This window comes from Streptomyces sp. NPDC005808 (assembly GCF_042871385.1).
In the GTDB taxonomy this organism is placed as follows: domain Bacteria; phylum Actinomycetota; class Actinomycetes; order Streptomycetales; family Streptomycetaceae; genus Streptomyces.
This window is the reverse complement of record NZ_JBIAIK010000005.1, coordinates 116,381-135,001: the sequence shown is the minus strand read 5'-3', so window position 1 is coordinate 135,001 and position 18,621 is coordinate 116,381. Positions and strand designations below refer to the sequence as shown.

The window sequence follows — 18,621 nt, the reverse complement described above, 5'->3', positions numbered from 1 at the left end:
TCCAGGGCCAAATGGGGGATGGTAGAGACAGTCAGGGCACCTCGAAGAAGAGGGACAACGTCGGTGAGGGATGACGTGAGCGACAACTCTGTAGTAGTGCGTTACGGCGATGGCGAGTACACCTACCCGGTGATCGACAGCACCGTCGGCGACAAGGGCTTCGACATCGGGAAGCTGCGCGCCCAGACCGGTCTGGTGACGCTGGACAGCGGATACGGGAACACCGCCGCATATAAATCCGCGATCACCTACCTCGACGGTGAGGAGGGCATCCTCCGGTACCGCGGCTATCCGATCGAGCAGCTGGCCGAGCAGTCCACCTTCCTTGAGGTGGCCTCGCTGCTGATCAACGGCGAGCTGCCGAACGTGGACGAGCTCTCCACCTTCAAGAACGAGATCACGCAGCACACCCTGCTGCACGAGGACGTCAAGCGCTTCTACCAGGGCTTCCCGCGCGACGCCCACCCGATGGCGATGCTGTCGTCGGTGGTCAGCGCCCTGTCGACGTTCTACCAGGACAGTCACAACCCGTTCGACGAGAAGCAGCGGCACCTCTCGACCATCCGCCTTCTCGCCAAGCTTCCGACGATCGCGGCGTACGCCTACAAGAAGTCGATCGGCCACCCCTTCGTCTACCCGCGCAACGACCTCGGGTACGTCGAGAACTTCCTCCGTATGACGTTCTCGGTCCCGGCGCAGGAGTACGAGCTCAACCCGGTCGTCGTCTCCGCGCTGGACAAGCTGCTCATCCTGCACGCGGACCACGAGCAGAACTGTTCGACCTCCACGGTCCGCCTGGTCGGGTCCTCGCAGGCGAACATGTTCGCCTCGATCTCGGCCGGCATCTCCGCCCTCTGGGGCCCGCTGCACGGCGGTGCCAACCAGTCCGTCCTGGAGATGCTGGAAGGCATCCAGGCCAACGGCGGCGATGTCGACTCCTTCATCCGCAAGGTGAAGAACAAGGAGGACGGCGTCCGCCTGATGGGCTTCGGCCACCGGGTGTACAAGTCCTTCGACCCCCGCGCGAAGATCATCAAGGCCGCCGCGCACGATGTCCTCTCGGCCCTCGGCAAGTCCGACGAGCTGCTGGACATCGCCCTCAAGCTGGAGGAGCACGCGCTCTCCGACGACTACTTCGTCTCGCGCAACCTCTACCCGAACGTGGACTTCTACACCGGCCTGATCTACCGCGCCATGGGCTTCCCGACCGAGATGTTCACGGTCCTCTTCGCCCTCGGCCGCCTCCCGGGCTGGATCGCCCAGTGGCACGAGATGATCAAGGAGCCCGGCTCCCGCATCGGCCGTCCCCGCCAGATCTACACGGGCGAGGTCCTGCGCGACTTCGTCCCGGTCGAGAGCCGCTGACCCAGGCTTCTTCGCCCGGAGGCGAACCGAGCCTCAGAAATACGGAAAGCGCCCTGCTACCGGTCCCCCCACGGGCCGGCAGTCAGGGCGCTTTCCTTGTCCCGGTGCGGATTCCCCCCACGGGATCCGGCCGGGCGTCTATGGACAGCGCCTGAATCGCTGTGATCGTGCTACGAAGTGATCTTGCTACGAACGGGTTGCGAACTGGTTGCGAGCAAAACGAGCAAAACTTCGGTCACGTCGGTGCGGTTGGCCGGGACGCGTACCTCCGGGAGGGCCGCTCAAAGCTCCCCGGTGTACGTGCCCCGGCAACGCAGTTCCAGGGACGTCCCCCAAGACATCCCCAGATGTCAGTCACGCCCCCCAAGACGCTTCTGACATCGCCAACTTAGACTCACGAACCCCTTCGATGGTTACGTTCACAGCACTGTGACCTGCGTCTCTTGCATATGTCCTGAAGATAGGCAAGAGACCCATTTGTGAATCGGGCCCTAGCGTAAGGAAGATGCGCGAGCCTTGTGAAGAGCTTAGGTGAGGCGCTCTCCGGACTCTAGGGGGGCTCCCGATCGAACATCATGAGAATGCCTTGAGCCGGAGACTGTTCGTCACCACGAACACCGACGAGAAGGCCATCGCCGCTCCCGCGATCATGGGGTTGAGCAGCCCGGCCGCCGCCAGCGGCAGCGCCGCCACGTTGTATCCGAACGCCCAGACGAGATTGCCCTTGATGATGGCGAGGGTCCGGCGCGACAGCCGGATCGCGTCCGCGGCCACCCGCAGATCCCCGCGCACGAGCGTCAGATCGCTCGCCTCGATCGCCGCGTCCGTGCCCGTGCCCATCGCGAGACCCAGATCGGCGGTGGCAAGGGCAGCCGCGTCGTTCACCCCGTCCCCCACCATCGCGACGCTCCGCCCCTCGCCCTGGAGCCGTTTGACGACGTCGACCTTGCCCTCGGGCAGCACTTCGGCGATCACATCCCCGGCGTCGATCCCGACGGCCCGCGCCACGGACCGGGCGACCGCCAGGCTGTCACCGGTCAGCAGCACCGGCGTGAGCCCGAGGGCGCGCAGTGCGCGTACGGCCTCGGCGCTGGTCTCCTTGACCTCGTCGGCGACGGTCAGCACACCGATCGCCGTACCGTCCCGGGTGACCACGACGGCGCTGCGCCCTTCCGCCTCGGCCGCGGACTTGGCGCGGGCCAACTCGGCGGGGAGCGCGTCCTCGAAGCGGCCCACCGTGACCTCGTGACCCTCCACGCGCCCGCGCACACCCCGGCCCGGAACGTTCGTGAAGTGCTCCGGCGGCGAAAACGCGCCAACGCGCTCCTGAGTGCCTGCGGCGACCGCGCGGGCAATCGGATGCTCGGAGGCGTGCTCCAGGGCGCCTGCGAGCCGCAGAACGTCGTTCTCGGCGGTGCCGCCGACGACGTAGACCTCTTGAAGTTTCATCCGTCCCGTCGTCACGGTCCCGGTCTTGTCCAGGACGACGGTGTCGACGCGGCGGGTGGACTCCAGGACCTCGGGCCCCTTGATGAGGATGCCGAGCTGCGCGCCGCGCCCCGTGCCGACCATCAGGGCGGTCGGCGTGGCGAGCCCCAGCGCGCACGGGCAGGCGATGATCAGCACCGCGACGGAGGCGGTGAAGGCGGCGACCGTGTCACCCGTGACCGCCAGCCACACCCCGAAGGTGCCGAGCGCGATCAGCAGCACCGCGGGCACGAAGATCCCGGATATCCGGTCGGCGAGCCGCTGCACCTCGGCCTTGCCGTTCTGCGCGTCCTCGACGAGCCGCGCCATGCGCGCGAGCTGGGTGTCCGCGCCGACCCGGCTCGCCTCGACGACCAGCCGGCCCCCGGCGTTCACGGTCGCGCCGGTCACCGCGTCACCGGTCGACACGTCGACCGGCACCGACTCGCCGGTCAGCATGGAGGCGTCGACGGCCGAAGCGCCCTCGACGACGGTGCCGTCCGTGGCGATCTTCTCGCCGGGCCGTACGACGAAACGGTCCCCGACGGCCAACAGGTCCACCGGAACGCGTACTTCACGGCCGTCCCGCAGCACGGACACGTCCTTCGCGCCCAGTTCCATCAACGCCCGCAGCGCGGCACCCGCCTGCCGCTTGGAGCGGGCCTCCAGATAGCGGCCGAGCAGGATGAACGCGATGACACCGGCGGCGACTTCGAGGTAGATCGCCGACGTCCCCTCCGTACGGGAGACGGTGAACGAGTAACTCTCCTCCATGCCCGGCATGCCGTGCATGCCCTCCGTGCCCGCGTCGCCGAAGAACAGCGCCCACAGGGACCAGCCGAACGCGGCCAGCGTGCCGATCGAGATGAGGGTGTCCATGGTGGCCGCGCCGTGCCGCGCGTTGGTGAACGCGGCCTTGTGGAACGGGAGTCCGCCCCACACGACGACGGGCGCGGCGAGCGTCAGCGCCAGCCACTGCCAGTTGTCGAACTGCAGCGCCGGGATCATCGACAGAAGGACGACGGGGAGGGCGAGGAGGACGGAGACGACGAGCCGCTCGCGCAGGGAGGCCAGTTCGGGGTCGCGCTCGCCGACGGCGTCCGCCGCGGGCTCCGGCGGTGCGGGCTCCTCGGCCGTGTACCCGGTCTTCACCACGGTGGCGATCAGATCGGCGACCCGCACCTCGGCGGGGTAGGAGACCTTCGCCTTCTCCGTCGCGTAGTTGACGGTGGCGGTGACGCCGTCCATGCGGTTGAGCTTCTTCTCGACGCGAGCCGCGCAGGAGGCGCAGGTCATGCCCCCGATGGCGAGTTCGACCTCCGATGTGGCGGCGGTCTCCGTCATGGGCGTCTCGGGTGTCTCGGGTGCTGCGGTGGTCATGGTCCGGCTCCAAGGAAAGATCCGGGCCGTACGGAGCCAGTATCAGCTGGTCGGTACGGCCCGGTGGGGAGAGCTAGGTGATACGCGGAGGTCCGCTCAGGCCTTGCCGACGAGCTCGAAGCCCGCCTCGTCGACCGCGGCGCGCACCGCGTCCTCGTCCAGTGGGGCGGCGGAGACCACGGTGACCTCGCCGGTGGAGGCCACCGCCTTCACCGAGCTGACACCGGCGATCCCGGAGAGCTCTCCGGAGACGGAGCCCTCACAGTGCCCGCAGCTCATTCCGCTCACCTGGTAGACGGTCGTGACAAAACCCTGGGTGTCGGTCTGCGCGGTCATGGCGTTACTCCTCATTGAGGCAGGTCGGACGTGCGTACGTAGACGAGGGAGGAGTCCTGTGTCTCCAGGGTTTCCTCCTGATACGCAGGCTATACCCCTAGGGGGTACTTCTCCAAGTGGGGTCCCGGCGGGCCAGCGAGCGCACCCAGCCGATGCCGGCGAGCGAGACGATGACCATGGCGCCGATCGAGAACAGCGTGAACAGATGCTTCTGCTCGGCGGTGGGCTGCGGGATGTAGCCCTGCGCGAACAGCGCCTTCTCCAGGCCGGTGTCGGTCAGCCGCGCCACCAGCCACAGCGCGATGCCGTGCGTCGAGTCCCACAGCGCGTGCAGGAGCGCGACGCCGAGGTAGGTGCCGAGCACGGGCCGGTTGAACTGGAAGCGCCCGTTCGGGCGGCGGTAGGCGAGCAGCACCGCGCCCGCGATCGCGGTCCACAGGCCGTGCCCGAAGGGGGCGAGCACCCCGCGCAGGATCTCGGTCTCCAGGAGTGCGCGCAGGTCGACGCCCTTGAGTGAGACGGCGGCGTTGAACGCGTACCCCGCGCTCTCCAGGGCCGCGAAGCCGAACCCGACGGTCGCGCCGAGCACGAGCCCGGCCCGCAGCCCGTGGATCCGGGGGTACCGACGCAGCATGAACATCAGCGCCGCGAGCTTCACCGCCTCCTCGATCAGCCCGACGCCGACGTACATCCACAAGGAGGGGTGCAGCAGGTAGTACTCCATGACCGACGCGCCCAGCACGCCCAGCGTCCCGCCGGTCAGGAAGCAGCCGAGGATGAGGCTCACGCCCAGGTCGCGGCCGTGCCGCTCGTACGCCCACAGCACGAAGGTGACGGGGACCAGAAAGCTGCCGAGCAGGATCAAAGTCGGCAGCAGGGTGGTGTTCTTGGTCGCGTACGTGACGATCCCGGTCAGCATCCAGAGCGCGAGCCCGCCCCACAGGCAGCGCTTCCAGAGTCCGGCGCGGATCGGGACGTACGACGACAGGGGCTGCTGGGGTCCGGGAATGCGGGCTTGAGGTGCACCGGGCGACGGAGACTGGGTCACGGCTTATCCCTCGGGCGTGGCCAGGCGCAGTCCCCGTCAGCCTGGACGGAGACTGCGCCTGTCCGTTCGGACGGAGGCTCCCTGCTCAGTCAGACGCTGCCCGAGCGGGGCGATTTGTCCGAATCCTATGATCAGTGCCCGCTGTGCCGCAGTCCGGGACGCTCGCCCTGATCACGCCCATAGCCATGCTCGCCCCGCTGCTTTCCCACGGAAACGGCTACCGGTCCCGCTCCTCCTCGTACGTAGGTGGGCGGGACCGGAACGCGATGAAGACGTGCGTGCGGCTAGCCGATGGCTCCGACGGGGAGGGTTTTTCCGGTGGAGGTGGTGGCGCCGATGCCGGTGGCGGTGCCGTCGAGGCGGTAGAGGAGACCGGCGGGGGTGAGGGCCCAGATGTCGGGGAGGTCGGTGCTGGTCATGCCGGGGCTGCCGTACAGGTAGGGATAGATGGTGGTGGTGAAGCCACTGGTGGCGTAGGGCTGGTCTCCGTTGAGGCTGGCGGCGTGGCTGGCCAGGGTGGTCCAGTCGGTGCCGGTGGCGCTGGCAGCGGAGTGGCGCAGGATCAGGCTGCCGGCGGCGGTGCGGTAGAGCAGGTCGATGGTGCCGTCGGAGTTGAAGTCGGCGAGGGTGACGAAGTCGCGGCCCGACCAGCCGGTGGCGGAGAGTTGGGTGGCGGTGGCGAAGCTGCCCCCGCTGTATCCGCTGAAGATCCACAGGGCGTCGCCGGACACGGCGAGGAGTTCCGGCTGTTCGTCGCCGTTCGCGTCGCCCATGGACTTGATGTCGGTGAGGGTGGCGGGGTCCGGGGCGTTCGCGGGGAGCTGGATCTCCTGGCGCTGGGAGACGTCGGTGCCGCCGTATCCGTCGCCGGGGTAGAGGTAGAGGCCGCCGTCCGGGGTGCGGACGATGAAGTCGGTGATGCCGTCGCCGGGGGCGTAGTCGCCGTTGTGGGTGATGAGGGCGTACGTGCTGGTGCCGTTCCACCAGTGGCCGGTGGAGGTGGCGTCGGTGAGGAGGGTGCCCTGGTCGTGGGTGGTGGGGGTGGAGATGACGTGGGTGCCGGTGTTGGTGATGTTCTCGATGAAGAGCTGGCCGGTGGTGCGGATGGTGGCGAAGTCGGGGATCTGGTCGCCTGTGTAGTCGGCGGCGCCGTCGGCGACGGCCTTGGGGGTGACGTAGAAGACGTACTTGTAGGCGTTGGAGGCGTTGCCGGCGGCGTCGTACGCCTTGACATAGAGGACGTTGGGTCCGGCCAGGGTCGGCTTGCCGGTGACGGTCTTCGAGGTGACGGCGGTGGAGCAGGAGGCGGTGGGGCCACCGGTGGTGCCGGAGGTGGAGGCGCAGACCCAGTTGGCGTACGTGGTGGTGTTGAAGGAGTACGCGAACTTCACCACGTCGGTGTCGGCGGTCGAGAAGGTGAAGGCGCCGGAGGTGCCGAAGGTGACCGATGACCAGATGGTGCCGTTCGCGCTGTTGCCCTTGGCGTCGACGTCCTCGGGGAAGACGGTGGAGACGACTTGGGGGGTGGTGGGGATGGAGGTGTTGTAGGTGAAGCGGCAGACGTCGTCGCCGGAGGTGGGGGCAAACCCGGAGTCGGTTCCGTCGTCGTCCTCGGCCCGTACACGCCAGGAGTAGTCGTAGCCGTTGGTGAACTTGGTGCCGGCGATCGGCCACGAGGCGGCACCGGTAGTGGTGGCGGCGGGCCTTGTGGCGGTGACCTTGGTGGTGGTGCTGAAACCGGTCCGCCAGTACTCGAAGTAGAGGGACGCGAGGTCGCCGTCGGGGTCGGTGGCCTTGGCGGACAGGGTGATGGTGGTCTGCTTGCCGATGTTGATGTAGGGACTGGTCGAGGTGTCGCAGGTGCCGGCGGTGATGGCCAGGTTGGTGGGGGTGTTCGGGGCGCGGACGTACACGATGGACAGGGCGGGAGCGTCGGCGCCCTCGGCCTTGAACTTCTTCCAGGTGTAGGCGTCGGTCTCGGCGGTGGAGCCGGAGGCGGAATTGGCGCGCAGCCCGATGGTGAAGGTGGTCCAGGCGCCGTCGGCGGCGGACTGGGCGAGGGACTTGACGCTGAAGTTGACGTAGGCGTCCGGGCAACTGCTGGAGGAGTAGCCGTGTGCGAAGGACTGCTCGGAGATGAGGGTCTTCCAGGAAGGCTGGTTGTTCCAGGTGGTGGCCGAGGAGACGGAGCCGGTGTGCCACAACTCGACCTGGCGGGTCGAGCATGACCAGGAATGGGTTTCCCGGACCTTGACGGTGGCGGACTTGACGGTGGCGCCCTTGATCGTCTTCTTGAGCTTGAGCTTGAAGAAGGAGCGGGCGGTGCCCCAGGTGTCGGACTCGTAGCCGACGCGGGCCTCGGTGGTGCCGGTGTTGTAGTTCGCGCCGTCGAAGAAGCTGGAGGAGGGGTACCTCTTGTAGGCGGTGGTCCAGGCATCGGTGACGCCGGAGACGGAGGGGTCGATGAAGACCGGGTAGGCGGTGTCGGGGGCGGCGAGGAGCCGGGTGTCCGCCTGGACGGTGAGGTAGGCGCCGTCGGTCAGGAGGGCCTCGGCGGTGGTGGCGTGAGTGCCGGGGACGGGGCCGGCCAGCCCCGGCAGGGCCAGGGTGCCGGCTGCGGACAGACCGGCCGGGGCCGCGTGGGTCAAGCTTGCGGGCTCGGCGCCGGCGGTCTCGGTGGCCGTGTCGTTGCCCGGCCCCGTGTCAGGGGAGGCGGTGGCGGACGTTGATCCGTTGTCCGGGGTGGGTCCTTCCGGGATGACGGCCTCGTCGTTCTCGCCCTCGGTGATGGTCTCCTCGTCCGCCTCCTCCGATGCCGAGGCGCTGGGTTCGGCCTCGGTGCCCTCGTCGGTGGGCTCGGGGTCGTCGCCGATTGTGGTGTCGGGGGTTCCGGCGGAGTCCCACATCAGAGGGGTGGGGGAGACGGCGACCTCGGTGCCGTCGGAGGTGTGTGCGGTGACGGTGTCGGTGGCTGGGTCGATCTGGAAGGTGAGGTCGGGCGAGGTGAGCCGGTAGGTGAGCTGGGTCAGGGTCTCGTCGGCCGCTGCCTCGGGGGTGTGGACGATCAGCACGTGGGAGAAGCCGGTGTCGCGGGCGGTCAGCAGGAGGTCCACGTCGGGAAGGACGCCCTGGTAGAGGGCCTGGGCGCCGGTGATGACGGGTTCGGGCAGGACGCCGGGCCAGGACACGGTCAGTTCGTGCCCGCCGGTGGTGAGGGTGACCAGGTCCGACCAGGTGGTCGGGATGGTGAGGGGGCCCTCGGTGAGGGCCGCCGAGTCCGCCTCGGTGGAATCGGTGCCTGCCTTGTCGACGGTGGTGTACGAGGCGGGCCGTGGAGCGGCGTAAAGGGCCTGGCGCAGGCCTGACTTGACCGCGCCGCCGCTGTCACCGCCGCGGCCGTCGCCAGAGCTGCCAGGGGAGAAGACGACAGGGCTGGGAGAGGCGGTGGCGGCCCATCCATGTTCGGTGGCGACCAGCGTGGTGTCGATTTTCTGCCACTGCCCGTCGGCGTTCTTGGCGCGTATGGGCTGGGCGTGGGTCGTGAGGGTGAAGGTTCCATCGGGGTTGGCGTAGGTGGTGGTCGACTCGTCGCGCAGCGCGGTCACTTCGACCTTCGCACCGGAGACACGGGCCTTGTCCTGGGCGGTGTCCTCGTCCACCAGCTTCACCTTGGCGGCGGGCTTGTCGGGTCCGGCCTCGGGAGTGCCGAAGCCGAGGTCCGATGCCAACAGGCTCAGGCCCAGAGCGGTCGCCGTGACCACGGCGACGAGCGCCGCGAGTTGCTTGGTTCGCCGGCGGCCCGGTCTCTTGATCGGCTGCTCGTCCACGGTGTTTCCCGTCCCCTCACGCATGTCTCTCCGGCTCCGCCCGAATTCCCCTCCGGCCGTTTTCGGACACACCACGGGCAGGGGGATCGAGGGGGAAGTATCGCCCTTCCTGAGGACAGATTTTGAAGATATATCGAATGCTGTGGGAAGCCTGTGTGCCTGCAATTGGGCGGAAGGAATGTGCGGAGGAGGGGTTTAATGCCCGCCGTGCCGCGAAGAGGGTGTACGTAAGGTGACGAACCGGGTTGACGTGCAGGTCGAGTTACCCGATTTTTGCTTTGTATATACCAAATAAATAGTTTTTCTTGGGTTGTTGTATGTGGTAACTAAATTTCCTATCTCGGCTTATGGTTACGCTCTTCTCCGCTTTGTGCGCCAATTGCACCGTGATCGATTCGATACAAAAAATTCCTGATATTGACCAAAGATCCTCACAGCGTGTAGAAATCGCGCTCATACAAGTCGTGTTGTGACGCCGCCTGCCCGATTCCCGTGCTGTCGAAGGGATTCGGGATTGCGTGGGTCGAGAGGGCGGGGTCGGCGGTGCGGGGTGCTTCCTGGCGAGGGCGCGGAGCGTTGAGAGTGACGCGGGCGCGGCGTACGCGAGCTCGATCGGCGGTTGTGGCCGGTCTGTTCCTGGCGCTGATGCTGGGGGCCTCACCGGTGGCCTATGCCCTGCCGGGCGGGGATGACGCTCGCACCGGGGTGGACCTGGTGGACCTGCCAGAGGCCGATGCGCTGGCCGAGGACAGCGCCACGGCGACTGAGCTGGAGTCTTTGGAGTCGGTGACCCCCACCGCGGTCGAGGACTTCCAGGCCCTGTACACCGATCCCATCGAGGGGGGTTCGGCCGCGGCCAGTCTGACCGGTCTGGAGGCCGGTGAGCTGGTGGAGGTCACCGCCACGGACGGCACCGTCCCGGTTGAGATCGGCGCGCCGGAGGACGCGACCACCGCGGAGGCGACCGCCCTTGAGGGCGACTGGTCGGTGGCGATGGCCTCGGACGCGGAGGCGGACGCGGCCGGTGTGGAGGGCGTGGTCCTGGAGGTCGCGCCTCCGGCGACGGCGACGGGCGACGCGGTCATCGCGCTGGACGCGGCGGACTTCTCGCAGAACTACGGCGCGGAGTGGATGGACCGCCTGGACTTCTGGATGTACCCGTCCTGCTTCCTCACCACCCCCGCAGTGGAGGGCTGTTCGGAGCCGACCGCGGTGCCCACCGAGGTGGTGTACGAGGAGGTCGCCACCACCATCCCCGTCACGACCGTCGACGAGGAAACCGGGGAGAGCACCACCACCGAGAAGGCGAGCACCGACCTCGCGCCGACGGTACACGTCACGGTGGACGTGGCGGCGTTGGTGGTCGATCCGACCGCCACCACGGCGACGACGGCAACTGCGACCGGTGCCGGGTCGGTGTCCAACGCCGGCTACACCCCCGCGAACGATGACACCGGCATCCGCACCATCGCGAGCGGCTCAGCGGGTTCTGGTGCGCTGGTGGGCACCTCTTCGGGGTCCGGCGCGGGCGGTGACTTCGCCGCGACCCCGTTGCCCGCGTCCGGTTCGTGGTCGGCGGGGTCCTCCGCGGGTGCGTTCACCTACTCGTATCCGCTGGCCGGTCCGACGGTGCCGAACGGGCCGACGCCGAACGTGGCCTTCTCGTACAACTCGCAGTCGGTGGACGGCAAGACCTCCTCGACGAACAACCAGGCGTCCGGGATCGGAGAGGGCTGGTCCTGGGATCCGGGCAGCATCACCCGGACGTACACCTCGTGCATGCTGGATGCGACAACGGGAGCGAACAACAAGGGCAAGACGGCCGCCGACCTGTGCTACGGCACCCAGAACGCGACGCTCACCCTGAACGGAACGACCACCGAACTGGTCTATGCGCCCGGAGGGTGGCGGACCGCGAACGGCGACAACACCAAGATCGAGCTGCTCAAGGACACCTCGCTGGCCAACGGGGACGACGACGGCGAGTACTGGCGCATCACCGACACGGCGGGCACCCAGTACTACTACGGGCGCAACCACGTAACCGACGACTGGGTGTCCGGGGACGAGACCACCGACTCGGTGTTCACCGTGCCGGTCGCCTCCAACCACAGCGGTGAGCCCGGCTACAACGCCACCTTCAAGGACTCCTTCCAGGACCAGGCCTGGAAGTGGAACCTCGACTACGTAGTCGACGTCAACGGCAACGCCATGACCCTGTGGTGGGCTGCCGAGACCAACTACTACGCCCAGGCCTTCGACTTCGACAACCCGGTCGCCTACGAGCGTGGCGGCTACCTCAAGCGCATCGACTACGGACAGCGCTCCGACACGATCTACTCTGCCGAACCGCTGGCCCGGATGACCTTCACCGCGGACGAGCGGTGCCTGGAGTCCGAGTCCAAGTGCACCTCGGACCACTTCACCTCCGGCAACTGGTCGGAGAACTACATCTGGTACGACACCCCCGCCGACCTGTACTGCGGCTCCGCGGGAGATTGCATGACCCCCACGCCGACCTTCTGGTCCCGCAAGATGATCACCCAGGCGACCTCCTGCACCCAGCGGGTCCAAGGTGCCTCCCTGACCCCGTACGACTCGAAGACCGGGACCGGCGACCCGCACGCCTGCGCCCTGTCGGGGCAGACCAGCACCCCCTTGGCCGTCGTGGACCGGTGGACGCTGAAACAGTCCTTCCCCTGGGACCAGACCGGGCACTACACCGCCCTGTGGCTGGAGTCGATCACCAGAACGGGATACGGGGTCGACGGGTCCACCGAGACCCTGAACCCGGTGTCCTTCGGCAAACAGCTCCTGCCCAACCGGATACCCACCGGTCCCTCCGACGACGGCCCGACCTTCGGCCGGCTGCGCATCGACACTGTGGTTTCGGAGTACGGCGGTGAAACCAAGGTCACCTACTCCACCCCGACGGGTGCGTGCGCCTCGGGCACCGGTTTCCCGGAAGCCGACGAGAACGACCTGCTCTGCTATCCGGTGTACTGGCACGCCGACCCCGAGCTGGCCGACGAGAAGATCTCCTGGTTCCACAAGTACGTGGTCACCAAGGTCGAAGAGATGCCCAACCTGACCGGTGTCGAGAACAAGACCACCAGCTATGCCTACGAGACCCTCGACGATGCGGTCGACGGGGCGCTGTGGGCCTACAACCGGGCCGAGGGCACGCGGAAGAAGACCCGCACCTGGGACCAGTGGCGTGGCTACCCCCTGGTCACCGTCACGGTCGGCTCGAACATCATTGGTTCGAAGGCAACGAAGACCGCCACTCGCTACTTCCGCGGTATGAGCGAGGATCTGTACATCTCGGGCAGCGGGGACAGCGCGGCGTGGAAGACCCGTTCGTACTCTCTGACCGATGCCTCCGCGGTGTCGATCAAGACGGACAAGGAGGCGTACGCGGGCATGGTCGCGGAGGCGATCGTGTACGCGGACGGGTCGTCCGGCGCGGACTGGGTGTCGCGGACGGTCAACATCCCCGACGACCCGACGATCCTCGCCACCCGCGTCCGCGGGGTCGCCGACACCGACACCGGCCGTGTGATCACCGACGATCCCGACCTCAACGCCTGGCGGGTCACCCTCGACACCACGAAGACCATCACCCGGTCTTCGGGCAAGGGCAACGACTCCTCCGTCCTGCGCACGGTCTCCACCCAGACCGACTACGACTCCTACGGCCTACCCATCAAGGTCGTCTCCAACGGCGACCTCGGGGTGACCGGCGACGAGTCCTGCACCTCCACGTCCTACGTCGACGGCACCACACGGAACCTGATCGGCCTGGTGTCCTCCACGGTCACGGTGACCGGGACCAGCTGCAAGTCCGGCCTGTCCACAGCTACCGCGACGACCCTGTTGTCGGCCTCGAAGATGGCCTACGACGGAGCTGCCGAGGCCTCTACCACCCAGACGTTGACCAAGGGACAGGTCACCAAGGCGTGGGAACCGGTCGAGGCCGGCACCTACTGGTACACCAACCCGGCCTCCACCACGGTCTATGACGCCTACGGGCGGGTGACGTCCTCCAAGGACTACCAGGGCAACACCGACAGCATCACCTTCACCCCGGCCACGGGGCAGGTGTACTCGGTCACCTCGACCAACGCCAAGACCCAGTCCTCGACCTCCACCCTGGAGCCGGGCCGCGGGGTGGGACTGACCGAGAAGGACGCCAACAACAACACCTCTTACGTCGCCTACGACCCGCTGGGCCGGGTGTGCGCCGGCTGGGAGGCCGGGACCACCCCGAACACCACCTACGGGCCCGTGTGCGAGGAGGACCTGCCGGTCGGCGACGACGGCGAGACCCCGAGGACCTGGGACGAGCAGTCCACCGGCAAGCCGAACGCGACCTTCGCCTACAACACCGACCCCAACAAGCCCGTCTCGGTGGTCACCTCAGGCCTGAAGGACGACGGCACCTACACGGACACGACCGTCATCTACGACGGCCTCGGCCGGGTACGGCAGGAGCAGACCGGCGCGGTGGGCGGCAAGGGCCGCCTGATCACCGACACCCTCTACAACGGCAACGGCCAGATCAGCTCCACCAACAACGCCTACTACACCGACGGCGCCCCCGACACCTCGGTCTTCGCCGCCGCTTCCACCTCGACCATCCCCAACGCCACTCAGTACACGTACGACGGTCTGGGACGTACCACCACCATCACCCCCGTCTACAACTCCCACGTCCAGAACGGCGCCCCCGACCCCGCCGACGGCACGGCGACCGAGAACCGCACGACCACTTACCTCTACGGCCTGGACTACACCACCGTCGTCCAGCCGACCGGCTCGGCCTCTTCCCGCACCTGGGTGGACGCGCTGGGACGCACCACCCGGATGGACACCTTCTCCTCAAAGTCCGCCGCCGCGTCCAACTCCTTCACGGCCTCCGACTTCACCTCCACCACCTACGGCTACGACGCGCGCGGCGACCAGACCAGCGTCACCGACAGTGCCGGAAACGCCTGGGCAACGACCTATAACGCGATCGGCCAGCCGGTCACCTCCACCGACCCCGACACCGGCACCACCACCCTCACCTACGACACCCTGGGTCGGGTCGCGACCTCGAAGAACCAGGCCGGGTTCACCACCAAGACGAGCTACGACGTCCTGGACCGGCCCGTCCTGGTCGAGGACAACACCACCGGCACCGACCTGCTGTCGTACACCTACGACGCTACGACGGTCGCCAACGGAGTCGGCCAACTGGCCAAGGCCACCCGCTACACCGACGGCAAGGCGTACACCACCTCGGTCGGCGGTTACACCCTGGACGGCAACCCGACGGCCAAGACCCTGACCCTGCCCGCAGTGGCTGCGGGGCTGCCCTCGACGGCGGAGGGCTTCAGCACCACCTACACCACCATCTACGCGTACACCGACTCCGGGCAACTGGCCTCGTACACCACCCCCGCGATGGGCGGCCTGCCCGAGGAGAAGGTGATCGTCCGCTACAACGCCGACGGGCTGCCCGTCTCCACCTCGGGCACCGACTGGTACACCTCCCAGACCTCCTACAGCGTGTACGGGGAGGTACTGCGCACCACAACCGGCGAGCAGGGCTCGCGGGTGTGGACGACCAACCTGTTCGACGAGGCGACCGGACAGGCCGAACAGACCCTGGTGGACCGCGAGTCGACCTCGGACGCGACCTCGGGCCTGACCGGGCACCGGGTCAACGCCCGTAGCTACGTCTACGACGTGTCGGGCAACATCACCTCCACCTCCGACACCTACGCGGCCGTCGTGGACCGCCAGTGCTTCACCTACGACGGGATCGGCCAGCTCACCGAGGCCTGGACCACCCAGCAAACCGGGTGCACGGTGCCGGTCGCCGCCGACGGCACGGTGAACGTGACCGCGGACAACGCCGGCTACTGGCAGTCCTACACCTACGACGAGCTGGGCAACCGCGAAACCCTGAACACCCACAACACCGATGTGTCGTTCCTGCTGGACCGAACGGTGAACACCGCGGCCGACTCCACCACCTCCTACGCCTACGGAACCGAGGACGCCACCTCGGGCTCGGGGGTGGCCCAGCCGCACACCCTGACCTCGATGGAGTCCCGCTACACCACCGCGGCGGGCGCGCAGGTCACCGCGGCTTCCACGCTGGACTCCGACGACCTGGGGCAGACCACCTCCCGGACGATCGGCGGGAACGAGCAGGAGATCTCCTGGACCTGGGACGGCAAGGCACAGACGGTCTCGGGCTTCGGAGCCGCCGGCAAGGGCGCCTACACCTCGGGGCTGAGCGCGGGCATGTGCATGGACCTCGCCTCGGGGGTCACCACCCCCGGGACCGCGATCCAGATGTGGCCGTGCAACAGCACCAAGCCCCAGCAGTTCCGTGTCGAGGACGCGATCACCACCGACACCGCCACCACGGGTGCGCTCCAGGTGTCCGGGGTGTGCGTGCAGCCCGCGGGGAAGGCCGTCGCGGCCGGTACCGCGGTCGTCGCCGCGGCCTGCGACGACACCGCCGCCCAGCAGTGGACGGTCACCGCCACCGGTGCCCTGAAGTACGCGGCCACCTCGATGTGCCTCGTCTCCCCGGCCAACTCCACCACCAGCGGCGTCGACCTGGTGCTGGGCGCCTGTGACAGCAGCACCGCCCAGGCCTGGACCCCGGCCGACGAGACGTCCTACCTGTACGACGCCTTCGGCAACCGGATCATCTCCACCACCGCCAACGACCGGACCCTGTACCTGGACGACACCACCCTCTCGCTGCGCTCCACGGGTGCCGTGAACTACGTCGAGCGGTCCTACGCCCAGCCGGGCGCGCCCACGGTGATCCGCCGGGGTGCGGGTGAGTCGAACCTGTACGCCCTGGTCACCGACCACCACGGCACCCCGATGGCCGAGATCCGGCTCACCACCGGCAACCAGACCCGCTTCTCCCGCCTGGATCCGTACGGCAACGAGCGTGTCGAGAACGCCAACTGGGTCAGTCACACGGGCTACGTCGGCGGCACCGACGACAACACCACCGGCCTGACCCACCTGGGAGCGCGCGAGTACGACCCGGCCACCGGCCGCTTCCTCTCCGCCGACCCCGTACTCGACCTCACCGACCCGCTCCAGGCCAACGGCTACACCTACTCCAACAACAACCCGGTCACCCACGCCGACCCCACCGGCCTGACCTCCACAGCGGTGGACTACGACGCCGCCGAGGCTTCTCTGGACGCTCAGATCGCCGCCCAGGAGAAAATCCTGGCCGGGTCCGTCACGGACATCGTGCGGACTTACGGATGGGCCCTGTTCAAGGAGTTCATCGGCTGGAACGACGTCGTCAGCTGCTTCACCCAGGGCGACCTGTGGGCCTGCGGTTCCCTCTTGCTGGACGCCATCCCCTGGGCGAAGGTCTTCAAGCTCGCCTACAAGGTCGCCAAGGTCGTCGACCGCATCATCAGCGGCATCAAGGCCCTCAACAAGGCCAAGGACGTCGCCCGCAAGACCATCGCCAGCCTGAAGGCCGCGAAAGCCGCCGTCCAGCGGGCCAAGGTAATCGCGAAACAAAAAGCCGCCGAAGCCCTGAAGAAGGCCAAGGAGAAAGCCCTGGCGGCCAAGGCCGCGGCCAAGAGGAAGACGAACACCGGCTCCAAGGGCACGGCGGGCAAGGCCGAACAGACCAAGGCATCCGCCGGCGCCAAGTCCAACGACGCGAAGACGGCCAAGGACAACCACGCCGACGGCGGCGACAGCACGGACGCCGACGACAGCGGCGGCGGTGAAGTCGGCGAAACCTGCAACAGCTTCGTCCCCGGCACGCTCGTCCTGATGGCCGACGGAACCACCAAGCCCATCGAGGACATCGAGAACGGCGACCAGGTCCTGGCCACCGATCCCGAGACCGGCGAGACCACCACCGAGACCGTCACCGCCGAGATCACCGGCCAGGGTCTCAAGCACCTCGTCAAGGTCACCATCGACACCGACGGCGACCAGGGAACCGCGACCGCCTCCGTCACCGCCACCGACGGCCACCCCTTCTGGGTCCCCGAACTCGGCGAGTGGATCGAAGCGACGGACCTCCAGGCCGGCGAGTGGCTCCGGACCGGCGCCGGCACGCTCGTCCAGATCACCGCGATCCAGCGCTGGACGGTCGCAGACGCCACGGTCCACAACCTCACCGTCAGCGACCTGCATACGTATTATGTGGTGGCGGGGCAGACTCCGGTCCTCGTCCACAACTGTGGATCGGCTGGTGACGATGACCTGGTCACGGTATATCGCGGCACCGATATGGGGCTGGAGAATATGATTGCGGAGGAATCCGGGCACCTTATGAGTGACGCTGCGCGGAGCACTTATGCGGGGACTGGTTCGATGGAAGGCGCGATGAAGGCGTCGCAGCAGGCTCACGTGGATGCGCTCGGCGCCTGGGGCTCTCTTGACAACTACGTTCAGGCGCACGGTTCATTCGGTACGGAGATGGCAGAGATCGGCCCCCGCTCGATGATGTCGTTCACCACAGACATCAATGTGGCGCGGAGTTTTGGTGGCACCGTCTATTCCGCGAGGATTCCGCGAAGTCAAATGATCATGCAGACATTGTCAGGTGCGGGCGAAGCAGAGGTACTTATTCCGCACATGGTCGCCGTGACGAGGCTGTAAATGTACGTAGAGATTGTTCTCGGCCCCCTTCCCGTGCGCTATTACCCTCGGTCGCGCCCTCTGGAGAAGGGGGATCTCCTCCCCGGCCAGGACGAGTGCCGGGAGCAGTCTCTCGTTCGATCCGACCGATTGCGGCGTCTCGTCATGCCGCTGCCGGGCGGTAGGCGCTACCGTCTGTTCCTGCACTGGAGCGACGGCACCGACCTAGAGGATCTCGACAAGAGGATCACCGATGGCGATCCCTGGGGGAGATGCTTCGACGGCGCAGTCGCCGGAGGCGACATGGATCTCCGCTGCCGGAACTGCGGCACAGATTTCGTTGCGATCGTGGCCGATGCCGGAATTCCACTGCTGGGAGATATCTCAACCCGACTCCGTGATCACGAGTTCGTCGCTTCGTGTCCGGTCTGCAGTATGAGATGGCGGCCTCACGTGTTGCACGTAGTCAAGGCCGCTTAGCGCAGGCAGGTACTTCGGCGCCGTACCCGAGGGCAGCGAGGCAAAGGTTTCGTGGTGTCGGCCGCCGTCGGAGAGGCACAC

The 18,621-nt window shown here is 67.5% G+C and carries 7 protein-coding genes; 3 read left to right on the top strand and 4 right to left on the bottom strand.

Annotation, left to right across the window (positions count from 1 at the left end):
* Positions 1–75 precede the first annotated feature (75 nt).
* On the top strand, positions 76–1,365 hold the full coding sequence (locus ACFYPC_RS13405; RefSeq protein ID WP_388674566.1) for a citrate synthase: 1,290 nt from the start codon (positions 76–78) through the stop codon (positions 1,363–1,365).
* 573 nt (positions 1,366–1,938) lie between these two features.
* Here ACFYPC_RS13405 and ACFYPC_RS13400 read toward each other — a convergent pair.
* The 4 genes from ACFYPC_RS13400 to ACFYPC_RS13385 all read right to left on the bottom strand — a co-directional run bounded on the left by ACFYPC_RS13400 (position 1,939) and on the right by ACFYPC_RS13385 (position 9,447).
* Positions 1,939–4,212 carry a heavy metal translocating P-type ATPase gene (locus ACFYPC_RS13400; protein ID WP_388674564.1) on the bottom strand — a complete coding sequence of 758 codons (2,274 nt, stop codon included), beginning with the start codon at positions 4,210–4,212 and terminating at the stop codon, positions 1,939–1,941.
* A 96-nt stretch (positions 4,213–4,308) separates the two neighbouring features.
* Complete coding sequence (locus ACFYPC_RS13395; protein WP_388674562.1) at positions 4,309–4,548, bottom strand: heavy-metal-associated domain-containing protein; 240 nt, start codon at positions 4,546–4,548, stop codon at positions 4,309–4,311.
* Positions 4,549–4,645: 97 nt separating this feature from the next.
* Complete coding sequence (locus ACFYPC_RS13390; protein ID WP_388674560.1) at positions 4,646–5,596, bottom strand: PrsW family intramembrane metalloprotease; 951 nt, start codon at positions 5,594–5,596, stop codon at positions 4,646–4,648.
* Between the two features lie 284 nt (positions 5,597–5,880).
* The gene (locus ACFYPC_RS13385) at positions 5,881–9,447 is read right to left on the bottom strand and encodes a DNRLRE domain-containing protein (RefSeq protein ID WP_388674558.1); all 3,567 of its coding nucleotides are present in this window, start codon (positions 9,445–9,447) and stop codon (positions 5,881–5,883) included.
* A 597-nt stretch (positions 9,448–10,044) separates the two neighbouring features.
* Here ACFYPC_RS13385 and ACFYPC_RS13380 point away from each other — a divergent pair.
* Both ACFYPC_RS13380 and ACFYPC_RS13375 read left to right on the top strand, forming a co-directional pair.
* A complete protein-coding gene (locus ACFYPC_RS13380; protein WP_388674556.1) occupies positions 10,045–18,081 on the top strand; it encodes a ricin-type beta-trefoil lectin domain protein in 8,037 nt (2,678 codons plus the stop codon).
* On the top strand, positions 18,082–18,540 hold the full coding sequence (locus ACFYPC_RS13375) for a hypothetical protein (RefSeq protein WP_388674554.1): 459 nt from the start codon (positions 18,082–18,084) through the stop codon (positions 18,538–18,540).
* Positions 18,541–18,621: the final 81 nt, after the last annotated feature.